Origin of the sequence: Pseudomonas sp. 9.1(2019) (assembly GCF_009910445.1) — a bacterium.
Taxonomy (GTDB): Bacteria; Pseudomonadota; Gammaproteobacteria; order Pseudomonadales; family Pseudomonadaceae; genus Aquipseudomonas; species Aquipseudomonas paraversuta.
Map to the genome: position 1 here is coordinate 478,416 of NZ_VBWF01000002.1, position 19,144 is coordinate 497,559.

Annotated in this window: 18 protein-coding genes and 1 pseudogene; 4 read left to right on the forward strand and 15 right to left on the reverse strand. The window is 59.5% G+C overall.

What is annotated here, in order from left to right; genetic code table 11:
* Positions 1-35 precede the first annotated feature (35 nt).
* The 4 genes from FEZ21_RS02870 to FEZ21_RS02885 form a co-directional block, all read right to left on the reverse strand.
* The gene (locus tag FEZ21_RS02870) at positions 36-1,934 is read right to left on the reverse strand and encodes a cytochrome c/FTR1 family iron permease (protein ID WP_160626405.1); all 1,899 of its coding nucleotides are present in this window, start codon (positions 1,932-1,934) and stop codon (positions 36-38) included.
* Between the two features lie 66 nt (positions 1,935-2,000).
* Positions 2,001-2,633 (reverse strand): LysE family transporter, encoded by a 633-nt coding sequence (locus FEZ21_RS02875; protein WP_003438269.1) that lies wholly within the window; start codon positions 2,631-2,633, stop codon positions 2,001-2,003.
* A 184-nt stretch (positions 2,634-2,817) separates the two neighbouring features.
* A complete protein-coding gene (locus FEZ21_RS02880) occupies positions 2,818-3,375 on the reverse strand; it encodes a mechanosensitive ion channel family protein (protein WP_003438267.1) in 558 nt (185 codons plus the stop codon).
* Positions 3,375-5,285, reverse strand: coding sequence for an ATP-binding cassette domain-containing protein (locus FEZ21_RS02885; protein ID WP_003438265.1), 1,911 nt, complete (start codon positions 5,283-5,285; stop codon positions 3,375-3,377). The genes FEZ21_RS02880 and FEZ21_RS02885 overlap by 1 nt, the downstream gene beginning before the upstream one ends.
* Positions 5,286-5,335: 50 nt before the next feature.
* On the opposite strand from FEZ21_RS02885, the gene FEZ21_RS02890 reads away from it, so the two are divergent.
* On the forward strand, positions 5,336-5,800 hold the full coding sequence (locus FEZ21_RS02890; protein ID WP_160626407.1) for a TIGR02444 family protein: 465 nt from the start codon (positions 5,336-5,338) through the stop codon (positions 5,798-5,800).
* On the opposite strand, the gene FEZ21_RS02895 is transcribed toward FEZ21_RS02890, so the two are convergent.
* The gene (locus tag FEZ21_RS02895) at positions 5,797-6,786 is read right to left on the reverse strand and encodes an AlgP family protein (RefSeq protein WP_160626409.1); all 990 of its coding nucleotides are present in this window, start codon (positions 6,784-6,786) and stop codon (positions 5,797-5,799) included. The genes FEZ21_RS02890 and FEZ21_RS02895 overlap by 4 nt on opposite strands.
* Before the next feature lie 246 nt (positions 6,787-7,032).
* On the opposite strand from FEZ21_RS02895, the gene FEZ21_RS02900 reads away from it, so the two are divergent.
* Positions 7,033-7,698 (forward strand): FKBP-type peptidyl-prolyl cis-trans isomerase, encoded by a 666-nt coding sequence (locus FEZ21_RS02900; protein WP_160626411.1) that lies wholly within the window; start codon positions 7,033-7,035, stop codon positions 7,696-7,698.
* 55 nt (positions 7,699-7,753) lie between these two features.
* Here the strand turns inward: FEZ21_RS02900 and rsd are convergent, their stop codons facing one another.
* From rsd to FEZ21_RS02940, 8 genes and pseudogenes are all read right to left on the reverse strand, one after another.
* The gene (gene rsd, locus FEZ21_RS02905; protein ID WP_160626435.1) at positions 7,754-8,239 is read right to left on the reverse strand and encodes a sigma D regulator; all 486 of its coding nucleotides are present in this window, start codon (positions 8,237-8,239) and stop codon (positions 7,754-7,756) included.
* Between the two features lie 177 nt (positions 8,240-8,416).
* Positions 8,417-8,956, reverse strand: a complete 540-nt coding sequence (locus tag FEZ21_RS02910; RefSeq protein WP_010656885.1) for a disulfide bond formation protein B — start codon at positions 8,954-8,956, stop codon at positions 8,417-8,419.
* A 215-nt stretch (positions 8,957-9,171) separates the two neighbouring features.
* On the reverse strand, positions 9,172-10,413 hold the full coding sequence (locus tag FEZ21_RS02915; protein ID WP_003438249.1) for a heme biosynthesis protein HemY: 1,242 nt from the start codon (positions 10,411-10,413) through the stop codon (positions 9,172-9,174).
* Positions 10,410-11,543 (reverse strand): uroporphyrinogen-III C-methyltransferase, encoded by a 1,134-nt coding sequence (locus tag FEZ21_RS02920; RefSeq protein ID WP_003438247.1) that lies wholly within the window; start codon positions 11,541-11,543, stop codon positions 10,410-10,412. Before FEZ21_RS02920 ends, FEZ21_RS02915 begins: the two co-directional genes overlap by 4 nt.
* Positions 11,544-11,559: 16 nt before the next feature.
* Positions 11,560-12,327, reverse strand: coding sequence for a uroporphyrinogen-III synthase (locus FEZ21_RS02925; RefSeq protein WP_160626413.1), 768 nt, complete (start codon positions 12,325-12,327; stop codon positions 11,560-11,562).
* Complete coding sequence (gene hemC, locus FEZ21_RS02930) at positions 12,324-13,265, reverse strand: hydroxymethylbilane synthase (protein ID WP_160626415.1); 942 nt, start codon at positions 13,263-13,265, stop codon at positions 12,324-12,326. Before hemC ends, FEZ21_RS02925 begins: the two co-directional genes overlap by 4 nt.
* A gap of 122 nt (positions 13,266-13,387) precedes the next feature.
* Positions 13,388-14,134, reverse strand: coding sequence for a LytTR family DNA-binding domain-containing protein (locus FEZ21_RS02935; protein WP_160626417.1), 747 nt, complete (start codon positions 14,132-14,134; stop codon positions 13,388-13,390).
* Positions 14,131-14,253, reverse strand: a pseudogene (locus FEZ21_RS02940) (sensor histidine kinase); the annotation flags it as partial. The gene FEZ21_RS02935 and the pseudogene FEZ21_RS02940, both read right to left, overlap by 4 nt.
* Positions 14,254-14,518: 265 nt before the next feature.
* Here FEZ21_RS02940 and argH point away from each other — a divergent pair.
* Complete coding sequence (gene argH / locus FEZ21_RS02945) at positions 14,519-15,913, forward strand: argininosuccinate lyase (RefSeq protein ID WP_003438234.1); 1,395 nt, start codon at positions 14,519-14,521, stop codon at positions 15,911-15,913.
* Positions 15,914-16,019: 106 nt separating this feature from the next.
* Here the strand turns inward: argH and FEZ21_RS02950 are convergent, their stop codons facing one another.
* On the reverse strand, positions 16,020-16,679 hold the full coding sequence (locus FEZ21_RS02950; RefSeq protein WP_160626419.1) for a glutathione S-transferase family protein: 660 nt from the start codon (positions 16,677-16,679) through the stop codon (positions 16,020-16,022).
* A gap of 125 nt (positions 16,680-16,804) precedes the next feature.
* Between FEZ21_RS02950 and FEZ21_RS02955 the strand changes: the two genes are divergently transcribed.
* A complete protein-coding gene (locus FEZ21_RS02955) occupies positions 16,805-17,089 on the forward strand; it encodes a hypothetical protein (protein ID WP_003438228.1) in 285 nt (94 codons plus the stop codon).
* Positions 17,090-17,097: 8 nt separating this feature from the next.
* On the opposite strand, the gene dibA is transcribed toward FEZ21_RS02955, so the two are convergent.
* Complete coding sequence (gene dibA / locus FEZ21_RS02960) at positions 17,098-19,020, reverse strand: phosphodiesterase DibA (RefSeq protein ID WP_003438225.1); 1,923 nt, start codon at positions 19,018-19,020, stop codon at positions 17,098-17,100.
* Between the last annotated feature and the right edge of the window lie 124 nt (positions 19,021-19,144).

Genomic DNA, 19,144 nt, shown 5'->3' on the forward strand with positions numbered 1-19,144 from the left:
TGTTGAAAGCTCGCGTCTACAAGATATGGGGGCAATTACGCGGTGTGCACGGGGCGCTTGCCACCCGGCTTGCTGCGGCCGTAGAGCACAATAATCGCCACGATTGCCAGCGCCTGCGCGCCCAGCGAGTAAGCATCGGCATGAATGCCCAGCCAGTCAAACTCGAAGAATGCCACTGGCCGCGTGCCAAAGATCCCGGCTTCTTGCAGTGCTTTGACGCCGTGACCGGCGAATACCACCGACAGTGCGCACAGCAATGCGGCATTGATGCCGAAGAACAGGGCCAGCGGCAATTTGGCCGAGCCGCGCAGGATAATCCACGCCAACCCCATCAACAGCACCAGCGCCGTGGCACCGCCCGCCAATACCGCGTTGTGGCCTGCCGGACCGGCTTGGAGCCACAGGGTCTCGTAGAACAGGATCACTTCGAACAACTCCCGGTAAACCGAGAAGAACGCCAGGATCGCAAAGCCGAAACGCCCACCACCACCGACCAGGCTGCTCTTGATGTAGTCCTGCCACGCTGCCGCATGGCGGCGGTCGTGCATCCACACCCCCAGCCACAGCACCATGACGCTGGCAAACAAGGCCGTGCAGCCTTCCAGCAGTTCGCGCTGGGCGCCACTGACATCAATCACATAGGCCGCCAACGCCCAGGTCGCAAGGCCTGCAACCAGAGCCAGGGCCCAGCCCGCATTGACGCTGCGCACCGCCGATTGCTGGCCGGTGTTACGCAGGAAGGCGAGGATCGCCGCCAGCACCAGAATCGCTTCCAGGCCTTCGCGCAGCAGAATCAGCAAGCCCGAGATAAAGCTCAGGGACCAGCTCAAGCCATCGCTGCCCAATAGCCCGGCGGACTGCTTAAGCAAGGCTTTGGCCGCGTCCAGACGCTGCTCCACCTGTTCGGTGGGCAAGCCGTCCTGCAACGATTGCCGATAAGCCATCAGGGCTTTTTCGGTACTTTTACGCACGTTGCTGTCGACGTTATCCAGGGAACTTTCGACCAGCTCAAAACCTTCCAGGTAAGCCGCTACCGACAAGTCGTAGGCTTGTTCGCGATCACCGGCACGATAGGCCGCCAGGCTTTTGTCGAGGGTTTGCGCGGTGTAATCGAGCAACTGCGCCGGGCCGCGCTTGACCTGTGGTGGCACGGCGCGCTGAGCACGGAAAGTGGCGGTCGCTTCAGGCCCCTCAGCAACCAGCACCTCGTTAGGTGTGAGACGGGCAAGGTCTGCCAGGTTGTACGTCTTGTCCGCTTTGGCAGCCGCCGGATTGACACTCAACCCCGCGATATAGGTCGCCAGGTCCCAACGCTGACGCTCATCCAGCTGATCGGCAAACGACGGCATATCAGTGCCTTCAATGCCCAGGCCCAGGGTGTTGAAAATCCCATAGAGGCTCAGACGATCAAGGCGTTGTGCATCGCGCAGGTTGGCCGGTGGTGGCGTCATGCCGACGCCTGCCGGGCCATCGCCAGCCCCGGTCGGGCCATGGCACACCGAACAATGCTGGGCAAACAATGGTGCACCGCGGGTCGGATCCGGGGTGATGACAGGGGCCTGGCTGACCTCGTAGGCCAGTGCCAGTCTGGCGCCCAACTGGCGCGCCTCGCGGGCCACGCTCGCACCATCGGTACGCTGCTCAATGGCTGACTGCAAGGCACTGACGCCCTGCACCAGTTCCGCACGCTCAGGGCGGTGCGGCAAGTCTGCGACCAGACCCTTGAGAACCGTCAAAAACTCCAGCTGTTCGCGGTACTCGGTGTCATCGATGACCTTGCCATCTTCAACTGTAGGCGGGTAGTCCGCACCGATGTAGTCGATCAGATGCAGCGCTTGTGAGGCGCCTTCCGGGGAGTTGGCATACACAGCAAGGCTGCACAACGCGAACACTGGCACTATCAGCCAGGCTAAAAAACGCGAGCGGGCGGTCATTAATAAATCCGGATGGAAATGAGAAGTAACACATTGTTCACTTCCAATGACCGTGACTCAAGATCTTTAGCTGGTGGCGCGGTGCAGCGTCGCCAGAAAGCCTGCCGCACCGACGAACAAACCGGCAAAAGTGCGGTTCATGCGTCGCTGTTGCGTAGGCGTGCGCAGCAAGCGCAGGACTTTCGAAGCCAGACCGGTGTAGCCGGCCATGACAATAAGGTCGACACAAATCATGGTCACACCCAGGGTCAGGTACTGGCTCACCAGCGGTGCACTCGGGTCGACGAACTGCGGCAGGACCGCAAGCATGAATACCAGCGCCTTGGGGTTGCTGACATTCACCAGAAATCCTCTGAAGATCAGCGCCAGCGGCTTGCCAATGGGGCGCACGGCAGCGTTATCGCTGAGGTCCGCCGGCAATGCACGCCATTGTTTGACCGCGAGGTAAACCAGGTAAGCCACGCCAAACCATTTGATCGCATAGAAAGCGGTGGACGAGGCGGCGAGCACTGCGCCAACACCGGCGGCAATAATCGCAATCTGCAGTGCCAGACCCAGTTGCAGGCCCAGGGCATTCCAGTAACCACGCCAGAAACCGTATTGCAGGCCACACGACATCGAAGCAATAGCACCCGCACCGGGCGACAGGCTGATGACCCAGCAAGCAGCGAAAAAGGCCAACCACGTTTCCAACGACATCCCACACCTCGGACAAATGCTGTAACAAGTCCTTAAGCTAATGCGCTGGCTGAAAATTGACCACTGATTTTTGTAGTTGGCCGCTATCTGTGGGAGCCGGCTTGCCGGCGATGCTCACGACACGGTCTGACCGGGCTGCTGCAGGGTGCTATCGCTGGCAAGCCAGCTCCCACATCGGGCAGGGTCAAAGATCGCCTTCGCGCCAGCGCCGTACAGAGCGCTGGAAGAACAGGCTGTTGGGCACTTGCACCATGCTGCTGCCACTGCCGGATTCTGCAGGCTCGATCAGGGTGGTGTAGAGCAGGTTGATGGCCACGACCCGGCCTTTGACCCCTGGCTTGTCCAGGGTGTCGAGCAGTTCCACCACGTCGCCAATCCGAAACGGGCCCACGGTGAAGATCAACACCGCACACAGCAGGTTGGACAGCACGCTCCACATGGCGAAGAAGGCAATCGCCGCAACCGCGACAAAACCCGAGAGGGCCGTCCACAGCACCGTGGCCGAAACGCCGAGGCGCTCGAGAACGAAGATCAAGGCACTGCCCATGATGAACCAGCGCAAGCCGCCCCGCAGCGGCATCAGCAGCTGCGGCGGGAACGGATAACGCTCGCTCAGTCGGGTCAGGAACCGGGCCACGATGCGCTGCGAGAAGTACCCCGCCAGCAGGATCAGCAAGATCTGCAGGGCAAGCCACAGCGGTGCTATCAGCTCGGCGGGGACTGGCAAATGCAGGGCTTCCATCAGGACAGGGCTTCCAGCTCGGCCTGCAGGGTTTCCAGCAGCTCCAGGGCTTCCATCCAGCGCTCTTCGAGCTGACCTTCCAGCTGTTTGAGCTTGGCCTGATCGGCCAGCAACTCGCGCAATTCGTCTTTGCGCGCGGCTTCGTAGACGCCGCTGTCGCCCAGACTGGCTTCAATTTTGGCCAGTTTTTCATTGACCTTGCCCAGTTCGCTTTCAAGCTTGTCAGCTTCGCGCTTGTGCGGTGCCAACTGCTGACGCAGCGCTGCTGCAGCCTGACGCTGAGCCTTTTTATCGGTCTTGTCAGGATTGACCGGCGTGTTGCTGGCCGGCGCGTTGCGCAAGCGATAATCAGCCAGCCAGCGGGCGTAGTCTTCGAGGTCGCCGTCGAATTCCTGCACCTTGCCGTCTGCCACCAGCAGGAACTCATCCGTGGTGCTTTTGAGCAAATGCCGATCGTGGGACACCACCAGTACCGCACCGCTGAACTCTTGCAGAGCCATGGTCAGCGCCAGACGCATTTCGAGGTCAAGGTGGTTGGTGGGTTCGTCGAGCAGCAGCAGGTTCGGCCGGCCCCAGGCGATCAGCGCGAGGGCCAGACGGGCTTTTTCGCCACCCGAAAAATTCAGTACCGGCTCGTCGATGCGCGCACCACGGAAATCAAAACCGCCCAGGAAGTCGCGCAGGGTTTGCTCGCGCTCGGCCGGCGCCAGACGCTGCATGTGCAACAACGGGCTGGCTTTTGAGTCCAGCGAGTCGAGCTGATGCTGGGCAAAATAGCCGACAACCAGGTTCTCGCCTCGGGCCAGACGGCCCGACAACGGCTCCAGCTCGCCTGCGAGGTTTTTGATCAAGGTCGATTTACCGGCGCCGTTGGGGCCGAGCAAACCGATACGGGCGCCCGGGACCAACTGCAGCTTGACCTTCTCCAGGATGGTTTTGTCGCCATAGCCCAAACGGGCATCGGACAAATCCAGCAGCGGGCTGGACAGTTTGACCGCCTCGCGGAACACGAAATCGAACGGCGAGTCGACATGGGCCGCGCTCAGCTCTTCCATGCGTTCCAGGGCTTTGATCCGGCTCTGGGCCTGACGTGCCTTGGTGGCCTGGGCCTTGAAGCGGGCAATGTAGCTTTCCATGTGCGCACGTTGCGCCTGCTGCTTCTCGTAGGCCTGTTGCTGCTGGGCCAGACGCTCGGCACGGGCGCGTTCAAAGGCGCTGTAACCACCGCGGTAAAGGGTGATTTTGCGCTGGTCAACGTGGGCGATGTTGTCGACCACGGCATCGAGGAAGTCCCGATCGTGGGAGATCAGCAGCAAGGTGCCCGGATAATTCTTGAGGAAGTCTTCGAGCCACAGGATGGCGTCGAGGTCCAAGTGGTTGGTCGGCTCATCGAGCAGCAACAAGTCGGACGGGCACATCAAGGCCTGCGCCAGGTTCAGGCGCATCCGCCAGCCACCGGAGAAATCGGCTACCGGCCGATCCATCTGTTCGTTGGTGAAGCCCAGCCCGGCGAGCATTTTGCGGGCGCGGGCATCGGCGGTGTAGCCGTCCGCGCTGTCCAGCTCGGCATGCAGGCGCGCCTGTGCGGCGCCATCCTCGTCGGCTTCGGCCTTGGCCAGGTCGGCCTGCACCTGGCGCAGGCGCAAGTCGCCATCGAGCACGTAATCGATCGCGATGCGGTCGAGGGTGTCGATTTCTTGCCGCATGTGGGCAATCCGCCAGTCGGCCGGCAGCAGACAATCCCCGGAATCAGGCGTCAACTCACCCAGCAACAAGGCGAACAAAGTGGATTTACCGGCGCCGTTGGCGCCGACCAGACCGGCTTTGTGGCCGGCGTGCAGGGTCAGCTCGGCGTCTTCTAGCAGACGTTGCGGGCCACGCTGTAAAGTCAGGTTCTGAAGTCGGATCATAATGGCGGCGGAGTCTACCAGCTTCCCTCTCAACTGGCGCGAATTGCACTATGCAGACTGACCTGTGGAATTACTGTTTGAACCTCTATGCCCGGCCCGGGGTAGAGCAAGCGTGTCTGAGCCTGCAAGCGCAGGGCCTGGATGTGTGCCTGTTGCTCTGTGCGGCCTGGTTGCAAGAGCGCGGGGTGGCTTGCAGCGAAGCGCGCCTTGAACATTTAAAAGTCTGCGCCGGGCCATGGCAACGCGAAGTGGTGCAACCGTTACGCCAGCTGCGGATCCGGTGGCGCGATGCGGCCGCACAGGATGATTCGCTGAGCGCGCTACGCATGCAAGTCAAGGCTTTGGAGCTGGAGGCTGAGCGTACGTTGTTGCAACGCCTGGAGGCGGCAACACAAGGCTGGTCGTCAACCCGGTCCGGGGACAATTGCGACTGGTTGAACAAGATGGCGAGCAGTGCCAGCCATCCTGATTGCGACGCGCTGCACAGGCTGCGCGCCGCAATCAACCGCGCTTAGGAAGCGCTGGAGGGGGTTGTAGCCGGGGTTGCTGCAGGTGCCGGAGTTGGCGCCGGCGCAGTGGCCACTGGTGCCGCAGCGGGGGTTGTAGCCGGTTTGGCAGCAGTGGCGGCCGGCTTGGCTGCCACAGGCTTTTTAACAGCCGGTTTGGCTGGTGCCTTGGCGGCTGGTTTAACCACAGGCTTGGCCGGCGCTTTGGCGGCTGCGGCAGGCTTGGCGGCAGCAGGTTTGGCGGCGGGCTTGGCCGCTACGGCAGGCTTGGCTGCTGGTTTGGCCGCAGGCTTGGCGGCAGCGGTTTTGACCGCAGGTTTGGCCGCGACTTTGGCAGGGGCTTTAGCCGGTGCTTTGGCCGCAACCGCTTTGGTCGCTGCCGGCTTGGCCGCAGGTTTTGCAGCAGCTGTTTTGGCGGCTGCTGGCTTGGCGGCAGGGGCTTTGGCTGCTACCGGCCTGGCCGCAGGTTTCGCTGCCGGCTTTTGTGCAGGCGCTTTGGCGGCAGGTTTGGCGGCTGCTTTGACCGGGGCCTTCGCGGAGGATTTAGCGGAGGCTTTTGCTGCCGATTTTTTGCTCGACGCTGCAGGCTTGGCATCGCGAGTCGACAGGGCTTTGCTTACTGCCTCTTTGACCCGGCCAATGCCCTGGGCCAGTTTCAGGCTTTCCTGGGCATCGCGTTTGAGCTGCAAAATGTAGGTACGGGTTTCGGTCTGACGATCCTTGAGTGTATCGAGCAGATGCTCGAGCTCTTTAACCCCAGCCTTGGCTTTGGACTGCGCCTTGGACTTGCCTGCGTTAGCAGCGTCCTGCAGTTTTTCACGCGCCTTGTGCAGTTTTTCCTGAGCTTTGCCGCGCTGTTTTTCAAGCTTGGCGAGCAGTTTCTCAGCATCAGCCAACGCTTGAGAACAAGCGTTTTCCAAATGCTCAAGCAGACTGCCTGAGAGCTGTTGGAGCAGGTGCAACGGCGTATTAACAGGCTTCTTGTTGGCCGACATGGTTTACCTCCTGGCTGAAGTGAGTGCGGCTCATACTAGACCTCTGTAGTAAGCGCCGCTAGGGCATGTTGACACTAACGATAGCTGTGGGTTGCATGGCACTGAGAAACTTGTGCCAGATCAATCTTTAAGCTGCGCCCCGAGTAATTTTGTCGGGTGGCCAAACGTTTTTAAACCCCGAATAAAATCCGGAGTGCGCGCGTCAGCGCTGGCATAATCCCCCGCACTTCAGGCCGGAGAGTGCCCATGCCGCGTTACCTATTCTTGACGTTGTTGTGCCTTGCCCCTTTGACCCATGCGGCCACAACGCCAGGCTCCGATGCTGCCCATGACCTCGCTTACAGCATGGGCGCAAGCCTGGGTGAGCGTCTGCGTCAGGAAGTCCCCGAACTGCAACTGCAGGCGTTGATCGAAGGTCTGCGTACGGCTTACCAGGGCAAACCGCTGGCCTTGAGTGATGAGCGCATCGAGCAGATCCTCACCCTGCATCAGGCCCAGGCCGAAACCGCGTCAGCCCGCCCGCAGAGTGAAATGGCACTCGGCGCCGAGCGTGACTTTTTGTTGAAGGAAAAACAGCAACCACAGGCACGGGAGCTGGCTGACGGCATCATCCTCACCGAGCTCAAGCACGGCACAGGAGCCAGACCCGGCGTACAGGATTCGGTGTTGGTGAACTATGTGGGGCGGCTACCGGACGGCACCATATTCGACCAGAGCACTCAGCCTCAGTGGTTTCGCCTGGACAGCGTTATCGCGGGCTGGCGCAGTGCGCTGGTGCAGATGCCGGTCGGCGCCAAGTGGCGGCTGGCAATACCTTCCAGCCAGGCTTACGGCACAGAGGGTGCGGGAGATCTGATCGCGCCCTACACGCCCCTGGTATTTGAAGTCGAGTTGCTCGGTATCAGAAAGTGAGCGGCCCATAACGAAAAATGGCGCGCCATGCGCACCATTTTCAACCCCGCCCCACCTAAGCCTCGATGGCTTGAACTTCTTCTTTTTGCTTGTGCGCGTTGTGCAGCACTTCAATCAGACAGTCTTCGAGTTCAAACCGCTCATGCAGCAGCTCTCCAAGCACCTGGAATTTCGCCGCCAGCTTTTCGCAGTCCGGACGGTGTTCCTTGCCATCGCACTGGTCGTTAAAATCCAGCGCGGCTTGTGTAATGGCTTCAAGTCTTGGGTAAATGGTACTGGCGACTTCAAGGCCTTTATCGTCTTCGAACGCTTTGGCTTCGTCGTTCAGCTGCTCATAAATTTCGAAATGGCCTGCCGAAACGTAATCGACCAATACCTGGCAAAACTCCTTTTGGGTTTTACGCTTGGGATTGGAAGACCTTTGCTCTACATCGACGGCATCGTAAGCCTTCACAAGTTCGCGGCGCTCATGCAACCAGTTATCAATTAGCTTGTGGACGCCATTAAAACGTTCCTGAGCACTCTGACATCTTTCTAGCATGACGGTCTCTCTTCCCTTGTGGGCCCACGCCGCCTGACTGTAGCCAGGCCTGTCTGAACCCAAATGTGCAAAGCGCACCGGTATTGGGCGGCATAATTCCAATAATGCGTGCGGGCCAGATTATGCCCGCACGGCAACTGCTTCAAGGTACCCACGAGAGAATGTTCATACAAGCGTTTAATACTTACTGCTACTCCGGGTCGCAGGCGCACGGGGTTTGCGATAGTAAATCGAGCTGACGACCTGAAAGCCGCCAGCGATACTCAAGCCGACAAAGGCCAGCAGGCTTAGCTCGGGAATGCTCAGATCAAGCACGGTCCAGCTAATGTGTGCGCATACATCGTTTCCCCGATAGATCATCGAGAAAATTTCATTCAGGGACAGGTCGCGCCAGATACTGGCCAGATCGGGTTGGCAAAACATCAGCTGTTCGGGCGCCAGACGTTGCATCAGCACCTGCCTCAGTGCGCTCGCAGCGCCACCCAGGGCCAGCAGCATGGACGCAATGGAATAGCCCCACATGCCCGCACGACGCGGGCCATGCACATAGCCCATCAGGTTGACCAGGCATATCCCCAGCAAAAAGCCGCGTTGCGCCTGGCATAACAGGCAGGGCTCGAGCCCCACCCCGTATTCCAGGAACAATGAAGCGCCCATGGTCAAAGCCGCGGCCAGAAACACTAAAAGAAAAATGAACCGTGAGCATGCCAGGGACATGGCTTTTCCGTAACAAAATAGACAGTCGATTACGGTAGATGAAAGCCATCAGCCCTTTCAAGGTCGCCCGCTAGGAACTGTCCGAAAGAACGTACGCAATTGCCAATAGATCAGGTAATCCTTACGAATGGTCTTCGTAAGACATGTCAGCCAGTATCGCGCAATCTGACCTGCAACGTCCGGCTTGCGCCCATGCGCAAGCCGGACTGCGCCATTTACAGGCTGGTGGCCGTAGCCGGCAAAGGCAGCGCCAGCAAACGCTCATCCAGCAGATTCAAACCTTCCTGAAACAACTGGTTGCTGCGTGTCGTGTCGCCCAATTGCGCCAACAGTCGCGCCAGCTCGGCACAGGCTTCAGGGTTGCGCTCGATTTTCAGGCTGCTTTCAAGATAGTCCCGCGCCTTGCCCCACAGACTGTTTTGCAGACACAAACGACCCAGGGTGAGCAGTAAACTGGCGTCGCCGGGATGCGTCTTGAGCCAGCCTTCTGCGGTCTGCAACTGCTTCACTGGATCGCTGCCCCGCAGCAGGCCATAGAGGCGCACCAGATGGCTGTCGTAGTTGCGCTTGAGCGCTCCACGCAGGACTTCCTCTGCCTCGGCTTGCGCACCCAGACGGCGCAATTGCTCAGCGTATGCCAGCACCAGAGCGGGCTCCTGGCGCTGAGCTGAGGTGAGTTGTTGCCAGGCGCGCTGAAGCGATTGCAGCCCTGCTTCGCCTTCGGTTTCGCGCTGAGCCGCGAAGCTGAGATTCTTGCCCCAGGCACGACGCTCCAGTTCCGCCAGCTCACTGGCCGGCAGCACTTTGTCTTTGCGTAACTCGGGCAGTAACCGGATCAGTGCCGTCCAGTCACCACGCTGTTGATACAGGCGCTGCAACTGACGCAATACCTGAGCATTGTGCGGATGGCGCTCATGCATGGCTTGCAAGGTGGTCAACGCACCTTGGGTGTCAGCGCGATCCATCTGCAACTGGGCATGACTCAGCGCTATCGCCAGTTCGGCCTGGGGCTGACGCTCCAGAGCACGCTCAAGCAAGTTGTCGCTCTCTTCGTAGTGCCCCAGTTCGCTGGCTGCCCGTGCCGCCCCCAGGTAGTACAGCAAAGGCTGGCGCTCGGCTTCGGCGGCGCGTGTCAGGTGTTTCTGGGCACTGGCCCAGCGCCCTTCAGCGAGGTCAATTTGCCCATTCTCGATGGCAATCTGCGTGCGCCGGCTGCGGTTGCGCCGCGACCACGGATTGACCAGACCGGTCGACGCCGTGACCAGCTCGACCAGCAGCTTGATGCCCCAGACCAGCAACCAGAGCACCACCAGCAGCGCCAAAGTGGCCCATAGGCTGGATTCGTAACGGAAGCTTTTGTAGGCGATTAATACGTAGCCCGAGTCTTCGGCGATTGCCAGGCCGATGCAGGCCGCAGCTGCAATCAACAAAAACACAATCACATAAAAGCGTCTCATGGGCTGGTCTCCTGCGCCGGGTTGGCAGCCGCCTTGCCCGGTTCATCAGCATTCACGTTGCGACGCTCAAGATAGGCCTGTACCGCACTCAAGGTGCCAGCAAGATCCGGGGTTTTCACCGTGACCGGTTGCTTGCTCAGCTCAATCACCTGTTCAAGGATTTTTTTGCTTTGCGTATTGTCCGGATTGAAGTTGCCCTTGAGCACTTCTTGCGCTTGCGCCAAAGCCTGGGCGTAGACCGCTTCCTGGCCGTTCAGGGCGGCCCACTGGGCCTGTTCCAGCGCCAGACTCAGGGCCAGGCGCACCTGCGTCAGGCTCTGACCTGCCAGCAGTGGCCGCACATTTTTATCGGCGTTGAAATCAATGCGGATGTAGTGCGAGATTTCATCCCACCATTGCGCCCAGCGGCTCGCACCATCGCCATCGGCCGTAAGGCCCAGCAGCGAGTCGCCAGCATCCTTGTATTGCGGAGCCAATGCATTGAGGTCTGCCACCTGATCGCGCAAGGCGCCCAGCTTGAGGAACAGCCCGGTACGGTCCGGCTGCTCAACGCTGCGCAATGCGGTCAAGCTTTTGGCCAGCTGTTCACGTGCGGCGAAAGAGCCGGGGTCATTCTGCTCGCGAAGAATGTCATCGGCGCCCTGCACCAGTGCCTGTGCGCTGCTGATGTCCTGCAATGCCGACAAGCGCAGGCTGGCCAGGCGCAGCAAGTGCTCGGCCTCGGCCAGACGCCAATCCTTGCGGCTGGCGCCCAGTACCGTCTCCAGGCGCTGATTGAGGCGCTGTTGATCGCCTTGCAACTGCACGACCAACTGGCGCTGGTTATCCAGCTCGCTGGCGGATGGCAGCTGGTTAAGGCGCGTCAGCAGGACTTGCTCGGTTTGCTTGATCGACAGTGTTTGTGCCGCCAGGGCCTGGACTTCGCCCAGTTGTTGTTCGGTGTTGGTTTGCAGGTGACGCACCTGCCACACCCCCCAACCGCCGACAGCCACACCGGCGGCACCCAGCAGCAGTGCAACCACGGCCAGGCCATTGCCCCGACGCTCCGGCGTCGTAACAGGCTTTTGAGCCAACGCTTCCGGCGCCGGCTGCACGTGTTCTTTTGGCACGACTGTATCGCTATCGCTCACGTATCCATCCTTTGCATTAGAAAGCGGGTACGGGATGCTCCCGTAGCGCCGCCAGCAAAGCCGCGGCACTTGCGCCACGACAATCCACAACGTTTTTCGCCCCTGCGCTGCGCGCTATCTCGGCAACCCGAGGGCTTGGAACAAACAACGGTAAACGTGCCAACCCGGGCCAGGCAAGGCCCGACAAGCGGTGTAAATGTTCAAAGCCCTGCCCACTGCTGACCACCAGACCGTTCAGGCGTTCCACTTTGACCCGCTCGGGCAGTACCTGCGCCGGGTATGACGGCAACTCTCGACGGTAAAGTTCAAGGTAGTCGACCCGGGCACCCAGACCTCGAAGGCGGTCAGCCAGCAGCTCTCTGCCGCCCTCGCCACGCAGGATAAGAACCCTGGGATCAGCACACCCGACTGCCTGGATAAACACCGGCAGCGCCAACAGGGCTTCGCTGTCGTCACCGCTTTGAGGGTAGCTAACATCAAGGCCGTGGTCGGTGAGAATCTGCGCCGTGGCGGCACCGACGCTGAACCACTTTTGAGCGGGCGCTTGCCGCCAGTACTGCTTGACCAGCGCAACGCCAAGGCGGGCCGCCGGCTTGCTGACCACAATCACCGCGCAATAGCGGTCAATATTGGCAATCAGCTCCAACTGCTCATCAGTCAGCGCCAGCGGATGGATTGCCAGCAAGGGCAAGCTGCTGCTGGAAACCCCGGCGGCGGCCAGCTCGCTCGCCAAAACCGCCGACTCGTCAGCGGGCCGGGTCAGTAACAAGCGCCAGCCTGTCACTCGTGCCCTGCCTCACCGTAGACCGCCTGCAGAATGGCACCCGCTCCTTGAGCCAGCAGATCTTCAGCCACCTGTACCCCAAGCTCCGTAGCGGCACTTTGCGGGCCACGCGCCTCGGCGCTCAGGAGCAGTCCTCCGCCAGGGTCGCCCACCAGACCCCGGAGCCAGACTTGCTCACCTTCGAGTACCGCATAGCACGCAATCGGGACCTGACAGCCACCGTTCAAATGCTTGTTCAGCGAGCGCTCGGCAGTGACCCGCACAGCCGTGTCGGCATGGTGCAGCGGCGCCAGCAAGGCGTGAATTTCAGGGTCGCTGCTGCGGCACTCAATACCGACCGCGCCCTGCCCACCTGCCGGCAGACTGTGCTCAATGCTGATTGGCGAAGTGATGCGATCTTCAAAGCCCAAACGAATCAGGCCCGCAGCAGCAAGGATGATGGCGTCATATTCACCCGCATCCAGCTTGGCCAGACGGGTATTGACGTTACCGCGCAGGAAGCGGATTTCGAGGTCGGGGCGACGGGTTAAAAGCTGGGCCTGGCGGCGCAGGCTCGAGGTGCCGACAACACTGCCCTGGGGCAAATCGTCGAGGCTGGCGAAGGTATTGGAGACAAAGGCATCGCGCGGGTCTTCGCGCTCACAAATGCAAAACAGGCCCAGACCTTCAGGGAAGTCCATGGGCACGTCTTTCATCGAGTGCACTGCGATGTCGGCTTCGTTTTCGAGCAAAGCCGTTTCAAGCTCCTTGACGAACAGACCCTTGCCGCCGATTTTCGACAGTGGCGAGTCCAGCAGCTTGTCGCCACGGCTGACCATGGGCACCAGCGTCACCACAAGAGCCGGGTGAGCCTTCTCCAAACGGGCTTTGACGTATTCGGCCTGCCACAGAGCCAGGGCGCTTTTACGGGTAGCGATGCGGATTTCGCGAGAGGACATGGATCAATCCGTACTGAAAAGATACGGCTGATAATAACAGCTCAGCCAAAACAGCTTTGACTTGTATCAGAAGTACCCGGCCTCCCTGGCCCAAAACCCGGCCCCGCGCCTGTTGGCGCGGGTTAGAGTTGCTGCATCATTTTGCGAACACCCGCGACATGCCGGCGGCTGACAATCAGCGCATCACCATTCAAGCCCCTGAGAAACAGCTGGAAGTGCCCCAGCGGCGTTCGCTGCAGACGCTCGATCCGGTCACGGGCGACCAACGCATTACGGTGGATCCGTACGAAGCGCTGACCAAACTCGTCCTCAAGGGCTTTGAGTGGTTCGTCGAGCAGGACTTCGCCGCCTTCGTGGCGCAAGGTCACGTATTTATGGTCAGCAATAAAGTAAATCACCTGGTCGATAGGAATCAGCTCAATCCCTTTACGGGTTCTGGCACTGATGTGACTGCGTGGGCCACTGCCGGTTTGCGCGGCAGGACGGGTGAGGGCCGCCAGTTGAACGCGGTTGGGCCGGTGCGCCTCTTTCAATGCAGCAACCAGGGCTTCGGCGGTTGCCGGCTTGAGCACGTAGCTGACACCGCTCTCTTGCAGGGCCTGCAGGGAAAATTCGTCAGGGGCCACGGAAAAGACAACCGAGGGCGGTAATTCGCGCTCACATAATTTGGCTGCAACCTGCAGCCCATCGAGCCCCGGCAGGCGGATATCAAGTAACACGACATCCGGCTTGAGGTTTTCGATCAGGCTCAATGCCTCTTCGCCATGAGAGGCGCCAGGCTCCAGCAACGTGTAACCCCCGAGCGTACGGAGCACATCGCTCAAGTGCTCGCGGGCCAGAGGTTCGTCATCAACGATCAGGACATTCATATAGCGCTGTATTCCTGCGTGAGTCTCGCACAAGGATAGCGTAGACAGGTGATGTGACGGCTGTCACGGCGATCCACGCTAAGACTAGCGAAAAGGCCAAAAAGTGCCGCAAACCTCGCAGCAAAAAATCACCTGCATCTGTTGCTCGATTTAATACCGGATGCGTCTGGCATTCTACAAAGACATGCAATGACTCATCCATACGAGCAACTGTAGACGGTTGCCAAGACGAAAGTACTCAATCAATACATTTCGTTCCGGTATTTGTTTATACCTTACTTCCCCTGAAACCTGCCGACCTGGGTCAACGCCACGATTGGCAACCCTGTTATGATCTGCAGTAACTTTCTGTGTAACTCCCCTCAGCCGATTACGAGCGAATCCATGAGCACCGACAAGACCAATCAGTCCTGGGGCGGCCGCTTCAGTGAACCCGTCGACGCCTTCGTTGCGCGCTTCACTGCCTCCGTCACTTTCGACCAGCGCCTTTATCGTCACGACATCATGGGCTCCGTGGCCCACGCCACTATGCTGGCCAAGGTCGGCGTGCTGACTGATGCCGAGCGTGACAGCATCATCGAAGGCCTGAAAACCATCCAGAGCGAAATCGAAGCCGGCACCTTTGACTGGCGCATCGATCTGGAAGACGTGCACATGAACATCGAAGCGCGTCTGACCGACCGCATCGGCGTAACCGGCAAGAAACTGCACACCGGACGTAGCCGCAACGATCAGGTCGCCACCGACATCCGCTTGTGGCTGCGCGACGAGATTGACCTGATCCTGTCTGAAATCACACGTCTGCAAAAAGGTCTGCTGGAGCAGGCCGAGCGCGAAGCCGAGACCATCATGCCCGGCTTCACTCACCTGCAAACCGCCCAGCCGGTGACATTCGGTCACCACATGCTGGCATGGTTCGAGATGCTCAGCCGCGACTACGAACGTCTGGTCGACTGCCGCAAACGCACCAACCGCATGCCGCTGGGCAGCGCGGCACTGGCCGGTACCACCTACCCGATCGACCGCGAATTCACTGCTCAGTTGCTCGGCTTTGATTCCGTGGGCGGTAACTCGCTGGACAACGTGTCCGATCGCGATTTCGCCATCGAGTTCTGCGCTGCGGCCAGCATTGCAATGATGCACCTGTCACGCTTCTCCGAAGAGCTGGTGCTATGGACCAGCGCCCAGTTCCAGTTCATTGATCTGCCAGACCGCTTCTGCACCGGCAGTTCGATCATGCCGCAAAAGAAAAACCCGGACGTGCCGGAACTGGTTCGTGGCAAAAGCGGCCGTGTCTTCGGCGCTCTGATGGGCCTGCTGACCCTGATGAAAGGCCAGCCACTGGCCTACAACAAGGACAACCAGGAAGACAAGGAACCGCTGTTCGACGCGGCTGACACCTTGCGCGACTCGTTGCGTGCGTTTGCAGACATGATCCCTGCGATCAAGCCCAAGCACGCGATCATGCGTGAAGCGGCATTGCGCGGCTTCTCGACCGCCACTGACCTGGCCGACTATCTGGTTCGCCGTGGCCTGCCGTTCCGCGACTGCCACGAAATCGTCGGCCACGCCGTGAAGTACGGCGTGGAGACCGGCAAGGATCTGGCTGAAATGAGCCTCGAAGAACTGCGCCAGTTCAGCGATCAGATCGAAGACGACGTCTTTGCCGTACTGACCCTGGAAGGCTCGGTCAATGCCCGCGACCACATCGGCGGCACTGCACCTGCACAGGTCAAGGCTGCGGTTGTTCGTGGCAAGGCACTGCTGGCCACTCGCTAACGCTATAACCGCTGCTGCAGGCAGCGGCTACAAGGTTTTGCGGGTTATAAAAAAACGGGCGCCATTTGAGCGCCCGTTTTTTATTGCCCTGCAAATCCCGGCAGGGTTATTTCTTGCTGCTGATCCAGGCCAGAAATTGCGGCATGGCCGCTTCCTTGTCGGCCACAATCCGCTGCACGTGGGGGTTGCGCTGCAGACGCTCCAGCAGTGCCCGGGCTGCCGGATGCTCTGCCAGCAGGTCCAGGCCGAACACCTTATGGCCAACAGCACAGGCCAGATCGACGCTGAACACAAAGTAAATGTCCGCCAGACTCAGCTTGTCACCTGCCACATAAGGCGCGAACTTGCCGTGTCGGCCCAGAGCAGCAATGCCCTCCAGCAACTCGACCCGGGCTTTGTCCCTGATCGCCTCGGGCACTTGCATGCCAAAGAAGGCTTCTCCATAACAGGCGCGCGCCGGCAATTCGATGTACAACTCGATTTCCTTGGTCAGCGCCAACACCTGGGCACGCTCAAACGGATCGGACGGCAGCAGTTTTTCCCCCTGCTGGGTCTGTTCCAGGTATTCAAGAATTACACTGGTTTCGTTGATGAAGCCCTGATCGACGCCCAGCACCGGGACCTTGCCACGCGGACTGATCGCAAGTGCCTGCGGGGTCTGTCCGGCAAAAAACGGGACTTCTTCGAATGGGACGCCCTTCTCCAGCAACGCCAGCTTGACCATGTTGTAGTAGTTGCTGACTGCGAATCCATAAAGCTTGATCATTACGAAGCCTCCAGGCCGTATCGGGGTTGGCAGCCGTTGTTATAGAACTTCGCCACTACACTGGCTAGCAGCATCAGCCACGTGAATACAGTTAGACTGCCCGCCTTTACTTGAGGAGCCTGCCCATGAGCGAGCCAGTTGATATCGATAACGACGAAGAAGAGTTCGCCGAATCCACACTGATCCAGGCGATTGAAAACCAGATCGAAAGCGACAACCCGCCTGCAGCCAAAGCCACGTTCAACAAGTTGACGCTGGTGGGCTACGAACGCGAAGAAATCCTGCAGATGATGGCCCACGTGCTGGCCGTAGAGATTGACGCGATCCTCGAAGAAGATCGCGCCTTCAACACCGAGTGGTACGAAGCAGCCCTGCGTGCACTGCCGACCCTGCCACCCGAGAAAAACTGAGTGGCGGCTCAGGGCCCAATGGCGGGGGCTCGCTGCCAGTCCAGTTCACTGGCAGGCATCGGGCGCCCAAACCAGTAGCCCTGGCCCAGATCACATTTCAAGTCGAGCAGGAACTTCGCCTGCGCGGCTTGCTCGATACCCTCGGCATGTACTTGCAGGCCCATGCTTTGCGACAACGCGATGACCGCCCGGACAATGGCCACATCGTCATTGTCATCCGGCAGCCCCGCGACAAACCCCTGATCGATCTTGAGTTTCTGCACAGGCAATTGCTTGAGCCGCAGCAGTGATGAAAAACCCGTTCCAAAATCATCGATGGCCAGTCTCAAACCCAGCTTGCGCAAACGGTGCATCTGCTCAAGGGCCCCCTGGGAGTCCTCCATCACGGCACTTTCAGTGACTTCCAGCTCCAATAGCGCCGGGTCCAGACCGGTATCGGCCAGCACCGTGGAGACCAGGTTGTACAGCTCGGGACGGGCAAACAACCGGCTGGAAATATTGACCGCGACAAACGACAACTCTACCCCGGCAGATTGCCACTGACACATCTGCCAACAGGCCTGTTCCAATACCCAGGCGTCGATTTCGGCAATCAGCCCGGTACGTTCGGCAATGGGAATAAATTCCCCCGGCGCCACCAGCCCGCGCAGTGGATGTTGCCAGCGCACCAGTGCTTCAACGCCGATCAGTCGACTGTTCTGCAGGTCGTGAACCGGCTGGTAGTACACACGCAGCTCTTGCTGCTCCAGGGCCCGGCGCAGATCGCTGGCCACCTCGATCCGGTACTGCGCATGGACGGTCAACTCTTCGGTGTACAGGGCGTAGCCTTCGCGGCCCGATTTTTTGGCCTTGAACAGGGCCGAGTCGGCGTTGCGCAGCAGTTGTTCAGCGTTCACTGCATCATTGGGAAACACACTGATGCCAACACTGGCACTGACAAACAACTGATGTTTATCGATCTCGAACGCGCCCTTCATCAGCTCCAGCACCTGCTGTGCCAGTGCGGCAGCCTGAGTCACCTGGGGACAACTTTCGACCAGCACGGCAAACTCGTCACCGCCCAGTCTGGCCACGGTGAAACCTTTGCCAAACACGCTCTGCAAACGCTCGGCAACAGCCTTGAGCAACAGGTCGCCGACGTTATGGCCGAGGCTGTCATTGATGATTTTGAAATGATCGAGATCGATCATCAGCAACGCACAGCCCGATGCGTGACGTTGTGCCGAGGCCAGCGCCTGTTCGGTACGATCGGTGAACAACAGTCGATTGGGCAGCTCTGTCAGTGGGTCGTGGTGCGCCAGCCGCGCCAGTTCGGTCTGGGATTTTTTAATCGCCGAGATATCGGTAAAGACCGCGACGTAATGGGTGACTTGCCCCTTGGAATCGGTGAGCGCACGCACGATTTGCCACTGCGGGTAGATCTCGCCACTTTTGCGCCGGTTCCAGATCTCGCCTTGCCAGTCACCGTTTTCCTGCAATGACTTGAACACCGCCTGATAGAACTCGGGGCCATGGCGCCCCGACTTGAACATGCTGGGCCGCTGGCCCAGAACTTCTTGTGCCGGGTAGCCGGTGATTTCCACCAGTGCGCGATTCACATGCACAATCACGCCATTGCGGTCGCTTACCAGCACTCCTTCGCGGGTACAGTCAAACACCACTGCTGCTTGGCGCAGACGCTCTTGATCCTGCCGTTGACGCTTCAAGCTGACGCCCTGCCCCAGAAAACCGGACAGGCGGCCAAGGGCGATAAAAATCAGGAAGGTGCTTATAAATGCCCAAACGTAACCATTTATGAGCTGCCAATGGGCCAACTGCGCTGAATCATCGAAATAACTGTTCAATAAATGATCAGTTATTTGCAGCCATAAAACCGATAACAGCCCGTATGACAAGGCCGCGCGCAAGGCATCGCGATAAGAAACCGACATAAGAAAGTCAAAGTACCTACAAAAAAAGGGGGATTATAAAGTAAGAAACATCAAGGCACTCTTATCTGAAAGGGCGACTGGTTTTATCTGGCTGCATGGGGATAATGCGTGTTGCAGTTTTTTT